The organism is Neisseria mucosa, from assembly GCF_013267835.1.
Taxonomy (GTDB): Bacteria; Pseudomonadota; Gammaproteobacteria; order Burkholderiales; family Neisseriaceae; genus Neisseria.
This window is the reverse complement of sequence record NZ_CP053939.1, coordinates 702,558-719,564: the sequence shown is the minus strand read 5'-3', so window position 1 is coordinate 719,564 and position 17,007 is coordinate 702,558. Positions and strand designations below refer to the sequence as shown.

The window sequence follows — 17,007 nt, the reverse complement described above, 5'->3', positions numbered from 1 at the left end:
TCCAATCCTTCAGGCCGTCTGAAAAGGATGTTCTATTCCAGAATACTTAAATTGGCCGGCTTTATTTTTCCGCAATGACAAAAGCCATGACGGTATCTTCTTCATCGCTCATGCTCAGATGACAGCCGCGGATGCCCTGCTCTTCCAGCCATTTGCTCAAAGCCGGTGCAAAAAACAATTCAGGCTTGCCCAATGCGTCATGCCCGACACCGATATTACGGAAGGACACCACGCCGCGTATGCCCGTCCCGACAGCTTTGGCAAAGGCCTCCTTGGCGGCAAAGCGTTTGGCAAGATAGTTGACCGGCTTGCCTGCCTGCGGAAATTCCAACAGCTCTTCCGGGCTGAGAATGCGTTGCGCAAATGCCAGTCCGAATTTTTTGTTCAGGCGGATAATGCGTTTGAGGGAAACAATATCCGTGCCTATTCCGTAAATCATGGGTCTGCTCCTTGTTTAAATAGTCAGGCCGTCTGAAAATGCGGCTACCGGCCAAAGCAAACCGCTTTAGCCGGTATGGCTGATGCCCTTAAGGCAACATTCTGGCCCTGAACATGACTTCCTTCATTTGGCGGACCGCTTCAGGCAGGCCGAGGAAGAGTGCTTGGGAAATCAGCGAATGGCCGATGTTCAGCTCGCGGATGGCGAGAATTTGGGCAATCGGCGTTACGTTGTGAATGGTCAGGCCGTGTCCGGCGTTGACGATCAAGCCCAAATCGCTGGCGTAATGCGCACCGTTTTGAATGCGCTCGAATTGTTTCATCTGCTCGGCGTGGCCGTGCGCATCGGCATACGCACCGGTGTGCAATTCGATAACGGGCGCGCCGACATCATAAGCGGCTTGGATTTGCGCGTTGTCGGCATCGATAAACAAGGACACGCGGATGCCAGCGTCGGTCAGGATTTTGGTGAACTCGGCCACTTTATCCTGTTGCGCCAATACGTCCAAACCGCCTTCGGTGGTTACTTCTTGGCGTTTTTCAGGCACGATGCACACATCTTCCGGCATGACGTTGAGCGCGTTTTCCAGCATTTCTTCCGTCAACGCCATTTCCAAATTCAGGCGCGTGCGGATGGCGTTTTTAACGGCAAACACGTCCGCATCTTTAATATGGCGGCGGTCTTCACGCAAGTGCATGGTAATCAAATCTGCGCCGTGGGTTTCCGCAATCAGCGCCGCCTCGACAGGGCTGGGATAAATCGTACCGCGCGCATTGCGGACGGTGGCAATATGGTCGATGTTTACGCCTAACAACATAATAATGTCCTTTCTTTAAGGTTTCAGACGGCCTGAGCCTTCTCATATCAAAGGCCGTCTGAAAAAAATTCAACTGCCCAAACCAAACTGCTGCAACTGTTGCAAAACCTGCCGAGACTTGATGCCCTCGGGCAGAAGGTTGTCAATCAAAAGCCGCGTTACTTTCAAAGCCTGCCCCAGACTTTCCTGATGAACGAAACTGCCTTCCCTCAAATCGATTAACGTCGCACCCGATACGGCAACGCCTTTATTGAGCGCGTGAAAGCGGTCGGCCTCTGCCAAGGGCACCACAGCCTCTTCCGGCGTGAGCCAATACGTTTCTTCGCCGTTGATTTCATTGCCGTTGCCGTCATGGAACAAATCGGGGGCAAAGCCCAAGCGTGTCAGCAGCGTCCATTCAAAACGACGCAAAGCGGCAATGTGGTTGGCCTCGCAACAAATGGTTTTCATGGTTTCCGCCAAAACATCGTAAAGCTCGGGCAACGGGTCTTCGCGGACGGTCAACTTCAGCATCAACTCGTTCACATACAATCCGCTGAACAAAGCCCTGCCCTGCGGCTGCGGCCAACCGCCTATCCATTCGGCGCGATGTAAGGTCTTCAACTCTTGCGAACCATACCAAGACGCGCTCACCGGCACAAACGGCACCAACACGCCGCGCAACTCGCTCTGTCGTTTGCGCGCACTTCTGGCCAACAAAGCCACACGTCCATAACGGCGGCTGAAGGCCTCTACCCACAAGCTACTCTCGCGCCAAGGGGCGGAAGCAAGCAGAAAGACAGGTTCGTGGTTGATGCGGTTCGGTTGCGCCATAAGGGTTTGGAAAGATAAAGATTGTGTTGATTATAACGGAAAATCGACACAAAAGGCCGTCTGAAAGGCCTGCTTCTGTGAACAACGCCTGAAAACCTTTATAATCCGTTTTCAATAATTTTCCGATTTTGTTGACTTTATGCCGAAATTCCAGCTCAAATCCACGCTTTCCATACTTTCTCTCGCCCTGTTATCCGCCTGCTCCTTGGTGAAATACCAACCCATTGCCGGTATTGATGCAGTCGATTTGAAGCAAGGCTACCGCTTTGAAACCAGCAAACTCCAGCGTGAAGACGATGACGATACCTTAATTGTCGTCATGTTTTCAGGCGGAGGAACGCGTGCGGCGGCCTTGGGTTACGGCGTTTTGGAACAGCTTAACCAGCAGCAGGTAACCATCGGCGGTAAGAGAAAATCCTTGCTGGCCAACGTCGATGTCGTCGTCGGCGTATCCGGCGGATCGGTTTTGGCCGCCTATTTCGCATTAAAAGGCGAAGACACCATCCCATTGTTTTACAAACGCTTCCTGCATCAAAACTTCCAACGCCAAGTCATCAAACAAGCCTTTTCCATGTCCAACCTACCCCGCCTTGCCTCCCCCGAGTACGGGCGCGGAGATTTGTTGCAGGAGCAGTTTGAAAACTATCTTTTCGGCAAAGCCACTTTCCGCGATTTGGAAAAACACGGAAAAGGCCCGTTTGCCATCATTTCCGCCACCGATATGGGCATAGGCGAACGCTTCAACTTCACGCAGGAATACTTTGATCCGATGTGTATCGACCTGGGCAACCTCCGCATCGCCCGAGCCGTCGCCGCATCCAGCTCCGTCCCCATGGTCTTTGCACCGATCACCCTAAACAACAACGGCGGACGCTGCAACTACACGCCGCCGATTAAAATCGAAAACGTAGACGACAGTGAAACAGGCAGACAACAAAGCCGCACTATAAAAGAGTTTTACGAGCGATTCCAAAAATACGCAGACGGGAAAAACCGCCCCTACATCCACCTGATAGACGGCGGCCTGACCGACAATCTGGGCATGCGCAGCCTTTTGGACATGACGGAGATGTATCCGGAAAAAATTCTGACGCATAAAATCAAACAAAACAAAATCCGCCATATCGTCGTTATCAACGTCAATGCGCAAAACCAAGTCAGCAGCAATTTGGACAAAACCGCGGCCGTTCCCGGTTTCCGCGACGTCGTCTCCTCCATCGTCAATATCCCCATCGACCAAAACTCGCAAGAATCCCTGCGCCGTTTCCGCGCCTTCGTCGATCAGTGGAATAAAGACAAACAAACCGACGGCATCAGCTTCTCCTTCGTCAGCCTCAACCTCAAAGACCTCCCTCCTTCCGAGTTGAGGGAAAAAGTATTGAACATTCCGACCAGTTTTTATCTGCCGCCGGAAGATGTGGACAACCTGTGTACCGCCGCTGCCGAACTGATGAAGCAATCGCTGGACTACCGCAACCTGCTGACAGAATTTGCAGCACATCACAATCCAGACACCATCTTTGCCGAACCGCCGCCGGACGCTAAAGATTTCAAACCGTTAAACGAAAAAGAAACACAGAAACAATCTGTTCCATAAAGTATTGCTCTGTTAAAATAGACAAATAGATTTCAACCCCTTCAGACGGCCTCAGAGATAAAGGCCGTCTGAAAAAAATATCAAAAACAGAATACAACCATGACCGAAAAAACCACGCCTATCGTTACCAATATCGACCGCCCCATCCTCGTTCCGCCCGGCGGTCATAAAAAAGTCCTGCTGCATTCCTGCTGCGCCCCGTGCAGCGGCGAAGTAATGGAAGCCCTGCTTGCCAGCGGCATCGACTACACCATTTATTTTTACAACCCCAATATCCATCCGCACAAAGAATATATGCTGCGCAAAGAAGAAAACATGCGCTTTGCGGATAAATTCGGCATTCCCTTCATCGACAAAGACGACGACTACGAAAACGACCGCAAAGAATGGTTCGCCAAAGCCAAAGGCATGGAATTCGAACCCGAACGCGGTATCCGCTGCACCATGTGTTTCGACATGCGTTTTGAAAAAACGGCCCAATACGCCCATGAAAACGGCTTCCATGTATTCACCAGCTCACTGGGCATTTCACGCTGGAAAGACATGAAACAGATCAACGGCTGCGGCCATCGCGCTGCCGAGCCCTACGATGACTTGGTTTATTGGGATTTCAACTGGCGCAAAGGCGGCGGCAGCGCACGCATGATTGAAATCAGCAAGCGCGAACATTTCTACCAACAAGAATACTGCGGATGCGCCTATTCCCTGCGCGACTCCAATGCCCACCGCAAATCGCAAGGCCGCATCCCCATCAAGCTGGGCGTGTTGTATTACGGTGATGAATCCACTCAATACGAGCCTCAAGCCGAAAGCAAAATCATCGTTGAGAAATAAAAATCAAAGGCCGTCTGAAACCTTCAGACGGCCTTTATTCAAATCAGCCGATTAACGGCGGCGGAATTTGCCATGATCAAAATCATCAAATGCCCGATAAGCGGCTTGGCATTGGATTTTTTGTTCGGCATAAGGCAAACTGCGGAACGCTTTTGCCGCTTTTCGGTTTTCCTTCAGCTCGGCCTTGTTGCCCTTGTAGCGATACCAAGCGGCACGGCGCTCAAGGTATTGCTTGCAAGCGGGATGCAATTTGTTTTTCTTCGCTGGCTGGTGTTTGCTCACATGAGGGCCATGCGGCTTGGCCGCCACCTCGGCAGAATAAGCACCCAAACTCAATATGGCAATCGCCGCCAGTGCGGAACCTAAATTTTTCAACATTAACATGATTCGCCTCCTAAATAGTTTTTCCATTATATGTTTCGCCTAGGCACCGGCAAAACGCCCATTTTTTACATGACAAAAAATGTGGTTAATTACTACATCATACTACTTGCTTTGCAAAATTTAACACACCTTCCATTTAGACGAAATCTGAATATAAATCTCTTTATTTCATAAGCCTCTAGAAAAATTTTGAACAAATGTGATGCAAACACAAAATAATGCCTGACCGCCACAAACCCACATAAAACCTAGCCTGAGCCATTCCCCTCTTTAATCAACCCCCGAAAAAAGCGCATTGTCAAGTCTAGTTAAACAAGGAAAAATACATTATATTGTGCCGTTCAAAGCAATCAAATACCGTATCTTGTGTTTTTTAATGGGAAGACTGAATAATGAATGCAGCAACGAATATTAAAGTAACCAAACGCGACGGACGCTTGGAAGATATCGATTTAGACAAAATCCACCGTGTTGTTACTTGGGCGGCGGAAGGCTTACAAAACGTCTCCGTATCGCAAGTCGAGCTCAAATCACATATTCAGTTTTACAACGGTATCCGTACCGACGACATCCATGAGACCATCATCAAGGCCGCGGCCGACCTGATCTCACAAGACACGCCCGATTATCAATATCTGGCTGCCCGCCTCGCCATTTTCCATCTGCGCAAAATCGCTTACGGCGAGTTCGAACCGCCCCACCTCTACGATCACGTTAAAAAACTGACCGATGCGGGCAAATACGACCGCCACATCATCGCAGATTACAGTCGCGAAGAGTTTGACGAGCTGAATGCCTATATCGACCATAGCCGCGACATGACCTTCTCTTATGCTGCCGTGAAACAGCTCGAAGGCAAATATCTGGTTCAAAACCGCGTGACCCGCCAAATTTATGAAACGCCTCAGTTTTTATACATTTTGGTGGCCATGTGTCTCTTTAGCAAATATCCGAAAGAGACCCGTTTGGATTACGTCAAACGATTTTACGACGCCGTTTCCACATTCAAAGTATCGCTGCCTACGCCTATCATGAGCGGCGTGCGTACGCCTACCCGTCAATTCTCAAGCTGCGTATTGATTGAATGCGACGACAGCCTCGACTCCATCAACGCCACCACCAGTGCGATTGTGAAATACGTTTCCCAACGAGCAGGCATCGGCATCAACGCCGGCCGTATCCGCGGCTTGGGTAGCGAAATCCGTGGCGGTGAAGCGCAACATACCGGCTGTATCCCATTCTTCAAAATGTTCCAGGCGGCCGTTAAGTCCTGCTCACAAGGCGGCGTACGCGGCGGCGCGGCAACCTTGTTCTACCCATTGTGGCACATCGAAGCCGAAAGCCTGTTGGTATTGAAAAACAACCGCGGCGTGGAAGACAACCGCATCCGCCAACTGGACTACGGCGTGCAAATCAACCGCCTGCTGTACACCCGCTTGATTAAAGGCGGCAACATTACCCTGTTCTCGCCGAATGAAGTTCCGGGTTTGTATGATGCGTTTTTTGCCGACCAAGACGAATTCGAGCGTCTCTACACGAAATACGAGCAAGACCCGAACATCCGCAAACGCACTTTGCCGGCAACAGAATTGTTCTCCACCCTGATGCAGGAGCGCGCCGGTACCGGTCGTATCTATATCCAAAACGTTGATCACTGCAACACGCACAGCCCTTTTGATCCACGCGTTGCGCCTGTTCATCAGTCCAACTTGTGCATGGAAATCGCCCTGCCGACCAAACCTTTGGACAACATCAACGATCCGAACGGCGAAATTGCCTTGTGCACCTTGTCCGCCTTCAACTTGGGCGCATTGAACAACTTGGACGAACTGGAAGAACTCGCCGATTTGACCGTACGCGCACTTGATGCCCTGCTGGACTATCAAGACTATCCGGTTGCAGCCGCACGCACCGCAACCATGAACCGCCGCACGCTCGGCATCGGCGTCATCAACTACGCCTACTATTTGGCGAAAAACGGCGTACGTTACAGCGACGACTCTGCGCTTGGCCTGACCCACCGCACCTTTGAAGCCATGCAGTATTACCTGCTCAAAGCATCGGTGAACCTTGCCAAAGAATACGGCGCATGTCCGCTCTTCAACCAAACCGTTTATTCGCAAGGCAAACTGCCCATCGACACCTACAAAAAAGACTTGGACGCCGTGTGCAACGAGCCTTTGCACTACGACTGGGAAAGCCTGCGCGCCGACATCGTCAAATACGGCCTGCGCAACTCTACCCTGACCGCACTCATGCCGTCTGAAACCAGCTCGCAAATTGCCAACGCCACCAACGGCATCGAGCCTCCACGCGGCCTGGTCAGCGTTAAAGCATCGAAAGACGGTATTTTGAAACAAGTCGTACCGGAATTTGAAACCCTGAAAGATGCCTACGAAACCCTGTGGCAGCTTCCCGGCAACGAAGGCTACCTGAAACTCGTTGGTGTAATGCAAAAATTCGTCGATCAATCGATTTCTGCCAATACCGCCTATGACCCTAACAAATTTGAAGGCAGCAAAGTTTCCATGAAACAAATGCTGAAAGATCTGCTGACCGCCTACAAATATGGCGTCAAAACCCTGTACTACCACAACACCCGCGACGGCGCGGACGATACGCAGACCGATATTCAGGATGACGGTTGCGCTGGAGGGGCTTGTAAGATTTAAATAAGATGAATTTTCAGACGACCAGTAAAGTCTAAAGGGTCGTCTTAAAAATATTGGGAAAATAATATTACAAGGAAAAATGATGTTTTATCATGTATTGGTAGAAACTAATGAGAAAGATAAGAATGGCAATAATAAACAATATTATGAACTTGATATGCAAGATAAAACTAAGTTATTAGATAAGTTTGCAATACCTTATCTAAAAGAACAAACATTACGAATAAATGGCTATAAAATAAATGATGCCTGCCGATTTGTTGTAACAAAGTCTGACTTAAATACCGAAATCATTGTGGAAAACGTTAAAAAAGATCCTAGAACTGACCAATTCTTAGCACTGTTTTACTCAAGAGAGAAAGCATCAAAAGCAAATCAATATACACAAGACATAACTGATGATATTTTAGAAGAAGCTCAAAATTTATTAAGTACTACTGTTTCAGAACCCAAAAAAGAGCTACCAATTAGCTCAAACAAAATTTTCATTGTTCATGGTAGAGACCGTAACCTACTTACTCAAGTAGAGAATGTACTGAGAGCATTAGGACTAGAACCAATTATTTTGCAAGAGCAAGCCAATATCGGAAAAACAATTATTGAAAAAATTGAAGAATGTACAGATGTAGGTTTTGGTATTGTTCTTTATACGCCATGCGATGAAGGTCGTCTGAAATCAGAAGATGGAGAGCTTAAATCCCGCGCAAGACAAAATGTAGTGCTTGAACATGGTTATTTGATGGCGAAGTTAGGGAGGGAAAGAGTTTGCTGCTTAGTTAGTAAAAATGTTGAATTTCCATCAGATATTCAAGGTTTAGGTTATATACCAGCAAATGATTTTGACCAATGGAAATACAAAATTGCCAAAGAGTTAAAAGCAGCAGGATTCGATATTGATATGAACAAACTTTGAAATACATAACTTCCAAAGTTACCAAATTTTTTCAGACGACCTTTGTCTAATTCAAAAGGTCGTCTGAAATCTTAACTTTTAAATTTAAATCAACCTGAGAAACACCATGTCCTGCGAACACCTAGTTATGTCCTACAGCACCTTTTCCAAAACCAAAAACGACGCGCTGAAAGAGCCGATGTTTTTTGGTCAGCCGGTAAATGTCGCCCGTTATGACCAGCAGAAATACGAAGTATTTGAAAAACTGATTGAAAAACAATTATCTTTCTTCTGGCGTCCGGAAGAAATCGACGTGTCGCGCGACCGTATCGACTACGCCAATCTACCTGAACACGAAAAACATATTTTCATCAGCAATCTGAAATATCAAACCCTGCTCGATTCGATCCAAGGCCGCAGCCCGAATGTTGCGTTCTTACCTTTGGTGTCTATTCCCGAGCTGGAAACGTGGATTGAAACGTGGAGCTTCAGCGAAACCATCCACTCGCGCAGCTACACTCATATCATCCGCAATATCGTGAATGATCCGTCAGTCGTATTCGATGATATTGTGCAAAACAAATACATTATCGCCCGCGCCGAAGACATTGCCTGCTATTACGATGATTTGATTGAATACACCCAGTATTACAACCTGTTGGGTGAAGGCACGCACAATGTCGGCGGCAAGCTCGTTACCGTATCTTTGCGCGAGTTGAAGAAAAAACTCTATCTCTGCCTGATGTGCGTCAACGTATTGGAAGCCATCCGCTTTTACGTTTCATTCGCCTGTTCGTTCGCCTTTGCAGAGCGCGAATTGATGGAAGGCAACGCCAAAATCATCAAGCTGATTGCCCGTGATGAAGCCCTGCATTTGACCAGCACCCAGCATATGCTCAACCTGATGCGTGCCGGTGCCGATGATCCTGAAATGGCTGAAATTGCCAATGAATTGCAGGACGAATGCTTCAACCTCTTTAAAAAAGCAGCCGAGCAGGAAAAAGAATGGGCGGCCTATCTGTTTAAAGACGGCTCAATGATTGGCCTAAATAAAGAAATTTTGGCTCAATACGTTGAATACATTACCAATCTGCGTATGCAGGCGGTTGGCCTTCCAGCCGGATTTGAAGGTGCGACCCAAAACCCGATTCCTTGGATTAACGCGTGGTTGTCTTCTGACAATGTACAGGTTGCGCCGCAGGAAGTGGAAATTTCTTCTTACTTAATCGGTCAGATTGATTCGGAAGTCAGCGCGGACGATTTGGGCGATTTCGAGCTGTAATCGAACATTCGGTTTTATGATCAAGGCCGTCTGAACGGTGTGGCAGAAATCTTTGATTTCGTCTTTACACCGTTTCAGACGGCCTTTCCAATCCAAACAAATCATATGGCACTCATTAGCACACACGACAAAACCTTCCAACTCCAACAAGGCGAAACCTTATTGGAGGGCTTGGAGCGCACCGGACACGAGGTTGAATACCAATGTCGCAGCGGTTATTGCGGTTCATGCCGGGTTAAAATCTTGGATGGGAAAGTCTCTTATGATAATTTTCCGCTCGCCTTTGTCGCGCCCGGAGAAATTTTGCCGTGCTGCTGCCGGGTTACTGAAGACATCAAACTTGATTGTCGGGAGCGCATCAAAGAGCCGGATTTATTTGATGTCGATTTATTTGAAGACAAATAAAAAATGCCGTCTGAACATTGTGGCTGAAATCTTTGATTTCATTTCCACTGTTCAGACGGCATTTTGTATGACAAAGCTTATTTACGCTCGCCAACCGGCAAAACCGTCTTGCCGAAAGATTCGTTGATGACCTCTGCCGCTGCCAAGTAGAACGCACCAAGTGCAGTTACCAAGCCTAAGCAACCGCCGATATGGACGATGCTATGATTTTCCATGCCATCGCCAATACCCAAAGCAAAGAAAGTCAGCGTCAAAAAAAAGAAAATACCGCTCAATACTTTAGGCTTGGTCAAGGTGGCCACAAACATCATCAGCGAAAACATACCCCATGCGCAAAGATACCAGCCGATAAATGCCGGTGCTGTTTCACCTTTAAAAAAGATGATAAACAAAGCCCATGTCCACCAGAAGGCGCCATAGCTGATAAAAGCGGTAAAGCCGAACGTATTGCCTTTCTTGAACTCAAACATACCGGCAATAACTTGGGCGATACCACCAAAGGCGAGAGCCATGCTCAAAACTAAGCCGACACCCTCTTGAGCAGTAAAAAAGCCGCCGTTAATCAGACTGAGCAACCAAGTTGTCAATGCAAAGCCACACAGGCCTACTGGACCTGGGTTCGCCAGATTTTCTTTAGTAGTAGTCATTTTATTTCTCCTCTGGTTATTAAAATAGGAAACCCATTGTTACAGGTTTTATTCAAAATTAAAAGAAATAAATTTAAAAAAATCAGGCCGTCTGAAAAATATTTTTCAGACGGCCTTGAATATTAATAATTAAATTATCCTAAAATCGCCAAGATTTTCCTTAATTCGTTGGCATCAATTTGACCGGGAGCCGACGTTTTTTGTGCTGCACCAAAGGTAACAGCCGAGCCGAAAGTCGAGCCGGCCAAGCGGCTGACAACTCCGGTTTTACCCATGGACATAGTAATAATCGGGCGGTCGATAATTTGTGAAGCATCATATGTCGCCTGCAACAGGGTCAATACATCTTGCGGCGATTGCGGCATCACGGCAATTTTGCAGATATCCGCGCCCCACTCGGCCATTGTTTTCAGACGGCCTGTAATATCTACCAAAGACGGCGTGGCTTGGAAATCGTGATTGCAAAGCAAGGCGGCAGTTTGATATTCATGTGCCAAGGCGATGATTTGTTTGACGCCGCCCTCCTCGGCAAAAAGCTCGATGTCGATAATATCAGCTTGTTTGGAACAGATAATTTTTTCCAATAATTCAAAATAATAGTCTTCCGAACAAGGCGTATTGCCGCCCTCTTGCGCCCTTCTAAACGTAAACAGCAAAGGCTTGTCAGGAAAAGCCTGTCGGACAATGCCTAATTGCTCGGCAATAAAATCGGCATCAAGCGCCTCTTGGAAAAAATCCGCACGAAATTCAATAATGTCAAAAGCCGTCTCTTTCAATACGCGCAAAGCCTGCTCCAATTCCTGCGTATTGGCGGCCACCAGCGGCACGGCAATTTTAGGCAGGCCTTTGCCGATCTCGATATTTTTGATGATGACAGGTTTCATATTGTTCCTTTTTGCTGTTCAAACCAATCAGTGCAGATGCTCGTAAATGGTTTCCGCCAATGCTTTGCTGATGCCTTCCACTTTTTCCAAATCCTCGCGGCTGGCCGCAATCACGCCGCGCAGACCGCCGAATCGGGTAAGCAATGCTTGGCGGCGTTTGCTGCCGATACCGGGGATTTCGCTGAGTGAGGAAGTAACGCGTGCTTTGTCGCGTTTTTTGCGGTGGCCTGTAATGGCAAAGCGGTGCGATTCATCGCGTACGGTTTGCAATAAATGTAAAGCCGGGCTGTTGGGCGGCAGGCGGAAAACTTCTCCGGTAAAAGGCAGTATGAGTTCTTCCATGCCGGCTTTGCGCTCGGGGCCTTTGGCGATACCGACCAAAGGAATGTGCAGCCCGAGTTCTTCCCATACCGATACGGCAACGCCGATTTGCCCTTTGCCGCCGTCAATCAATACGACATCGGGCCATTTGACGGCCTCTCCGTTGGCTTCGGCTTCCTGCATTTTGCCGTAACGGCGCGTCAACACTTCGCGCATGGCGGCGTAGTCGTCGCCGGGTTTGGCGGTAGTGATGTTGTAGCGGCGGTATTGAGAAGGCTGGATGTTTTGCTCATCGTACACAACGCAGGACGCAATCGTGGCTTCGCCTTGCGTGTGGCTGATGTCGAAGCATTCAAGGCGGTTAAGGCCGTCTGAATCCATGCCGAGGATTTTGGCCAGTTCGTCGATGCGGTGTTGCTGGCTGCTTTGTTGCAGGCGGCGTTGGGCAATCGCCATTTGTGCGTTTTGCTCCGCCATTTTCAACCAGACTTTGCGTTCGCCTATGGTTTTGGTGACAAATTGCATCTGTTTGCCGTGTTCGCCTTCCAAAGCCTCTTTCAGCGCATCGGGAACGGGAAAGTTGCTGATGATGATGTCGGGTTTACTTTTGCCCAGATAATGTTGGGCGACAAAGGCTTCGGCGTAATCTTGTCCGTTTGGTTCGGGATCGTTTTTGGTGTCGGGGAAGAAGCTTTTATCGCCGACGTGCCGCCCGCCGCGTATGCTGACCCAGTGTACGCAGACCAGGCCGTCTGAAACCGCCAGCGCGAGCAAATCGATATCGTTGGGATTGTTCGGATTTTTGCTGTCGATAAACTGATTACTCTGCATGATACCGAGCGCTTGGATTTGATCGCGGTAACGCGCGGCTTCTTCAAATTGCAGATTGGCGGCGGCGGTTTGCATTTTGTGTTGCAAGGTGTGCGTCAGTTCGTCGGTTTTGCCATTAAGGAAAGTCGCGGCTTCACGCACGCTGTCGCGATAATCTTCTTCGCTGATGTAGCCGACACAAGGCGCGGTGCAACGTTTGATTTGGTAAAGCAGGCAAGGACGGTCGCGGTGTTCAAACACGCTGTCTTCACAGGTACGCAACATAAAAACTTTTTGCAACAATTGAATGCTGTCGCGCACGGCGTTGCTGTTGGGATACGGGCCGAAATATTGATTAGGCTTCTTCAGCGTGCCGCGGTAATACGCCATTTGCGGATATTGATGGCCGCTGAGCATCAAATAAGGATAGCTTTTGTCATCGCGGAAAAGAATATTGTATTTCGGCGACAAGGCTTTGATGAAGTTGTTTTCGAGAATCAGTGCTTCGGCTTCGGAACGCGTGATGGTGGTTTCGATATGGTGAACCTGTTTTACCATCAATGCGATGCGCGGCGAATGGTCGCTTTTTTGGAAATAGCTGGAAACGCGCCGCTTGAGATTGACCGCTTTACCGACATACAAAACATTGTTGTCTTCGTCAAAAAAACGGTACACGCCAGGCAGGTTAGGTAGATTTTTCAGAAAAAGAGGTAAATCGAACGGTTCGGTTGCGCTCACGGGATTTTCTTTTGGAATAAGCAGGCCGTCTGAAAATGTTTCAGACGGCCTTTTTCATTGACGTTTAAGATTCTTGAGACGGAGTATCTTCAGTTTCTACCACTTGGTTTTCAGCTGCATCGCTTTCTAAAGCGGCTTCATCTTCAGCCTCTTCAGCCACGCGCTCCAAGCTGACCAAGGTTTCGCCTTCATCCAGATTAATCAGGCGGACACCTGCGGCAGCGCGGCCGGTCTCACGGATTTGCTCAACTTTGGTACGAATCAGGACGCCGCCGCTGGTAATCAGCATCAGGTCGTCGGTTTCGCTGACCAAAGTCGCGGCAACCAAATCGCCGTTGCGTTCGCCGGTATTGATGGCGATATTGCCTTGGCCGCCTTTGTTTTTACGGCTGTAATCGGCAATCGGGGTACGTTTGCCATAGCCGTTGGCCGTAGCGGTCAATACTTGCAAATCACTTTGCTCGGCCTCAGGGGCGAAGGTAATCAGGCTGACAATCTTGCCATCGGCCGGCAGGCGCATACCGCGCAAACCGCCGCTGCCGCGACCGGACGGACGGACACCGTGTTTGCCGCTTGGCAATGCGTTTTCGGCATTTTCATCATCCAGGCCGTCTGAATCTTCGTTTTCGGTTTCGATATCGGCATCTTCTGCCTCATCGTTGCCGGATTTTTCCCAATATTCGTTAAAGCGGATGGCTTTGCCCAAGTTGGAGAACAACATAATATCGTCCGCACCGCCGGTTTGCGCTGCGCCGACCAAGTAATCGTCTTCTTTAAGCGCGATGGCTTTGATGCCTTGGCTGCGGACGTTTTTAAACGCAGACAGCTGGACTTTTTTCACCATGCCTTGTGCAGTGGCGAAGAAGACGTATTGGTCTTCCGGGAACTCGCGGACGGCCAAGATGGCGCTGACTTTTTCACCTTCTTCCAATTGGATGACGTTGTTAATCGGACGGCCGCGGCTGTTGCGGCCGCCTTCCGGCAGTTTGTACACTTTAATCCAATGGCACTTGCCCAAATTGGTGAAGCACATCAAATAATCATGCGTATTGGCAACAAACAGGGTTTCGATAAAATCTTCGTCTTTGGTGGCCGCTGCCTGTTTACCGCGACCGCCGCGACGCTGCGCCTGATAATCGGTAGTCGGCTGGGTTTTGATGTAGCCGCCATGAGTCAGGGTAACGACCATTTCGCGTTGCGGAATCAGGTCTTCATCGGCAATGTCGCCACCAAACGGATTGATTTCGCTGCGACGCTCATCACCAAAGTTGGCTTTAATATCTGCCAATTCTTCGCGGATGATTTGGGTAACGCGTTCAGGTTTGGAAAGAATATCCACGAAATCAATGATTTTACTCATCAGGTTTTTATATTCGCCGACAATTTCTTCCTGATCGAGGCCGGTCAGGTTGCGCAGGCTCATGCGCAGGATGGCATCGGCTTGCAATTCGCTCAGGTAATAGCCTTGACTGTGCAGACCCAAATTTTCAGGCAAGCCTTCAGGGCGCATCATTTGCAGGTCCAAATCCGTACGGCTGAGCATATCTTCAACCAAGCTGCTGCGCCATGGGCGGGACAGCAGTTTTTCTTTGGCTTCCGGCGCATTGGCAGATTCTTTGATCAGACGGATGATTTCGTCGATATTGGACAAGGCCACCGCTTTACCTTCGGCAATATGGCCTTCATGACGCGCTTTTTTCAGGCGGAACAGGGTACGGCGGGTAACGACTTCGCGACGGTGGCGCAGGAATTCGGACAGGATTTGTTTCAGGTTCAGCAAACGCGGCTGGCCGTCAACCAAGGCCACCATGTTGATACCGAAGCTGTCTTGCAGCTGGGTCAGTTTGTAGAGTTGATTCAAAACGACTTCGGCATTTTCATTGCGTTTCAATTCGATTACGACACGCATACCAGATTTGTCGGACTCGTCGCGCAGGTCGGATACGCCTTCCAACGTTTTTTCGCGTACCAATTCGCCGATTTTCTCAACCAGCTTGGCTTTGTTTACTTGATATGGGATTTCATCGATTACAATGGCTTCGCGCTCGCCGTTTTTGCCGATAGGCTCGATATGGGTTTTACCGCGCATGACCACGCGGCCGCGGCCAGTTTTATAGCCTTCGCGAACGCCGCTCAAGCCGTAAATAGTTGCGCCGGTCGGGAAATCGGGCGCTTGGATAATGTTGATCAGCTCGTCAATTTCAGTTTCAGGCTCATCCAACAAGCGCAGGCAGGCATTGATGGTATCGCCCAAATTGTGCGGCGGGATATTGGTTGCCATACCGACGGCAATACCGGACGAACCGTTTACCAACAGCGCGGGGAAACGGGTCGGCAATACCAGCGGCTCATGTTCGCTGCCGTCATAGTTGGGGCCGAAATTGACGGTTTCTTCTTCAATATCCGCCAGCATTTCATGGGAAATCTTTTCCATGCGGATTTCGGTATAACGCATGGCTGCCGCGGCCAATCCGTCAACGGAACCAAAGTTGCCCTGACCGTCGATCAGCACATAACGCATGGAAAAATCTTGCGCCATGCGGACGATGGTATCGTAAACGGCCGTATCGCCGTGGGGATGGTATTTACCGATAACGTCGCCGACGATACGCGCCGATTTTTTATAGGCGGAATTCCAGTTGTTTTTCAACTCGTGCATCGCGTACAACACGCGGCGGTGTACCGGCTTGAGACCGTCGCGGACATCCGGCAGGGCTCGACCCACAATCACGCTCATGGCGTAATCGAGGTAGCTCTTGCGCATTTCGTCTTCAAGGCTGACAGGCAGGGTTTCGAGTGCAAATTTATGGTCGTTGCGGATGGTTGCGTCGGTCATGATTATCTGTAATTTCTTATGGCAAAAATCTTGTTAATTCTACCACAAAACAAGCGGTTTATGGCTTTTGCGTGAAGGCCGTCTGAAACAGGGTTTCAGACGGCCTTTATTCTTTCTAAGCAATCATTTAAAGGCTGCAAGAAACTTCATTGGACGCCTGAAGGCTCAACGCTTTGCGTTTTTTGGCCTTTTCATAACGGCAGCGTTGGCGCGGTGTATTGATTTCCAATGGCGGCACGGCAACCGGCTTGCCGTCTTCTACGGCAACCATGGTGAAGTAGCAGCTGTTGGTATGGCGCACTTCGCCAGTGCGGATGTTTTGCGCTTCAACGCGGATGCCGACTTCCATAGAAGTGCGGCCAGTGTAGTTGATGCTGGCGTAAAAGGTTACCAGTTCGCCGACATGGATAGGCTCTTTAAACAAAACTTTATCGACAGACAAGGTAACGCAGTAGTTGCCGCTGTATCGGCTGGCGCAGGAATAAGCGACTTGGTCGAGCAGGCGCAATAATTCGCCGCCGTGGACGTTGCCGCTGAAGTTTGCCGTATCCGGCATCATCAGCTCAGACATGATGAGTTCGTGAGAAGGAAGTTGGCGTGCTTGTTCCATGGTTTGGCCTCTTGAAGTGGTTCGTT

The 17,007-nt window shown here is 49.2% G+C and carries 15 protein-coding genes; 6 read left to right on the top strand and 9 right to left on the bottom strand.

Annotated features, from left to right (window positions below):
* Window positions 1-61: 61 nt before the first annotated feature.
* The 3 genes from acpS to recO form a co-directional block, all read right to left on the bottom strand.
* A complete protein-coding gene (gene acpS / locus FOC66_RS03365; protein WP_003746639.1) occupies window positions 62-439 on the bottom strand; it encodes a holo-ACP synthase in 378 nt (125 codons plus the stop codon).
* A gap of 88 nt (window positions 440-527) precedes the next feature.
* Window positions 528-1,256, bottom strand: coding sequence for a pyridoxine 5'-phosphate synthase (pdxJ, locus tag FOC66_RS03360; RefSeq protein ID WP_003746637.1), 729 nt, complete (start codon window positions 1,254-1,256; stop codon window positions 528-530).
* Between the two features lie 69 nt (window positions 1,257-1,325).
* Entirely contained in the window at window positions 1,326-2,069 is a 744-nt protein-coding gene (recO, locus tag FOC66_RS03355) for a DNA repair protein RecO (RefSeq protein ID WP_003746635.1), read from the bottom strand.
* Window positions 2,070-2,208: 139 nt separating this feature from the next.
* Here recO and FOC66_RS03350 point away from each other — a divergent pair, with 139 nt between their 5' ends.
* Both FOC66_RS03350 and FOC66_RS03345 read left to right on the top strand, forming a co-directional pair.
* The gene (locus tag FOC66_RS03350; RefSeq protein ID WP_003746633.1) at window positions 2,209-3,666 is read left to right on the top strand and encodes a patatin-like phospholipase family protein; all 1,458 of its coding nucleotides are present in this window, start codon (window positions 2,209-2,211) and stop codon (window positions 3,664-3,666) included.
* 99 nt (window positions 3,667-3,765) lie between these two features.
* Window positions 3,766-4,500, top strand: coding sequence for an epoxyqueuosine reductase QueH (locus FOC66_RS03345; protein ID WP_003746632.1), 735 nt, complete (start codon window positions 3,766-3,768; stop codon window positions 4,498-4,500).
* A 51-nt stretch (window positions 4,501-4,551) separates the two neighbouring features.
* On the opposite strand, the gene FOC66_RS03340 is transcribed toward FOC66_RS03345, so the two are convergent.
* Window positions 4,552-4,884 carry a hypothetical protein gene (locus FOC66_RS03340; RefSeq protein WP_003746629.1) on the bottom strand — a complete coding sequence of 111 codons (333 nt, stop codon included), beginning with the start codon at window positions 4,882-4,884 and terminating at the stop codon, window positions 4,552-4,554.
* A gap of 392 nt (window positions 4,885-5,276) precedes the next feature.
* Here FOC66_RS03340 and nrdA point away from each other — a divergent pair, with 392 nt between their 5' ends.
* The 4 genes from nrdA to yfaE all read left to right on the top strand — a co-directional run bounded on the left by nrdA (window position 5,277) and on the right by yfaE (window position 10,135).
* Window positions 5,277-7,556 carry a class 1a ribonucleoside-diphosphate reductase subunit alpha gene (gene nrdA, locus FOC66_RS03335; protein ID WP_003746627.1) on the top strand — a complete coding sequence of 760 codons (2,280 nt, stop codon included), beginning with the start codon at window positions 5,277-5,279 and terminating at the stop codon, window positions 7,554-7,556.
* Between the two features lie 79 nt (window positions 7,557-7,635).
* On the top strand, window positions 7,636-8,469 hold the full coding sequence (locus tag FOC66_RS03330) for a TIR domain-containing protein (RefSeq protein ID WP_081456499.1): 834 nt from the start codon (window positions 7,636-7,638) through the stop codon (window positions 8,467-8,469).
* 127 nt (window positions 8,470-8,596) lie between these two features.
* On the top strand, window positions 8,597-9,730 hold the full coding sequence (nrdB, locus tag FOC66_RS03325; RefSeq protein WP_155811698.1) for a class Ia ribonucleoside-diphosphate reductase subunit beta: 1,134 nt from the start codon (window positions 8,597-8,599) through the stop codon (window positions 9,728-9,730).
* 105 nt (window positions 9,731-9,835) lie between these two features.
* Entirely contained in the window at window positions 9,836-10,135 is a 300-nt protein-coding gene (yfaE, locus tag FOC66_RS03320; RefSeq protein ID WP_003686421.1) for a class I ribonucleotide reductase maintenance protein YfaE, read from the top strand.
* A gap of 77 nt (window positions 10,136-10,212) precedes the next feature.
* Here the strand turns inward: yfaE and FOC66_RS03315 are convergent, their stop codons facing one another.
* The 5 genes from FOC66_RS03315 to FOC66_RS03295 form a co-directional block, all read right to left on the bottom strand.
* Entirely contained in the window at window positions 10,213-10,782 is a 570-nt protein-coding gene (locus FOC66_RS03315; RefSeq protein ID WP_003746621.1) for an acetate uptake transporter, read from the bottom strand.
* Between the two features lie 134 nt (window positions 10,783-10,916).
* Window positions 10,917-11,666, bottom strand: coding sequence for a type I 3-dehydroquinate dehydratase (aroD, locus tag FOC66_RS03310; RefSeq protein ID WP_003746620.1), 750 nt, complete (start codon window positions 11,664-11,666; stop codon window positions 10,917-10,919).
* Between the two features lie 27 nt (window positions 11,667-11,693).
* Complete coding sequence (gene uvrC / locus FOC66_RS03305; protein ID WP_003746619.1) at window positions 11,694-13,535, bottom strand: excinuclease ABC subunit UvrC; 1,842 nt, start codon at window positions 13,533-13,535, stop codon at window positions 11,694-11,696.
* Between the two features lie 64 nt (window positions 13,536-13,599).
* Window positions 13,600-16,371, bottom strand: a complete 2,772-nt coding sequence (gyrA, locus tag FOC66_RS03300) for a DNA gyrase subunit A (RefSeq protein WP_003746616.1) — start codon at window positions 16,369-16,371, stop codon at window positions 13,600-13,602.
* Window positions 16,372-16,498: 127 nt separating this feature from the next.
* Window positions 16,499-16,981 (bottom strand): acyl-CoA thioesterase, encoded by a 483-nt coding sequence (locus FOC66_RS03295; RefSeq protein WP_003746615.1) that lies wholly within the window; start codon window positions 16,979-16,981, stop codon window positions 16,499-16,501.
* Between the last annotated feature and the right edge of the window lie 26 nt (window positions 16,982-17,007).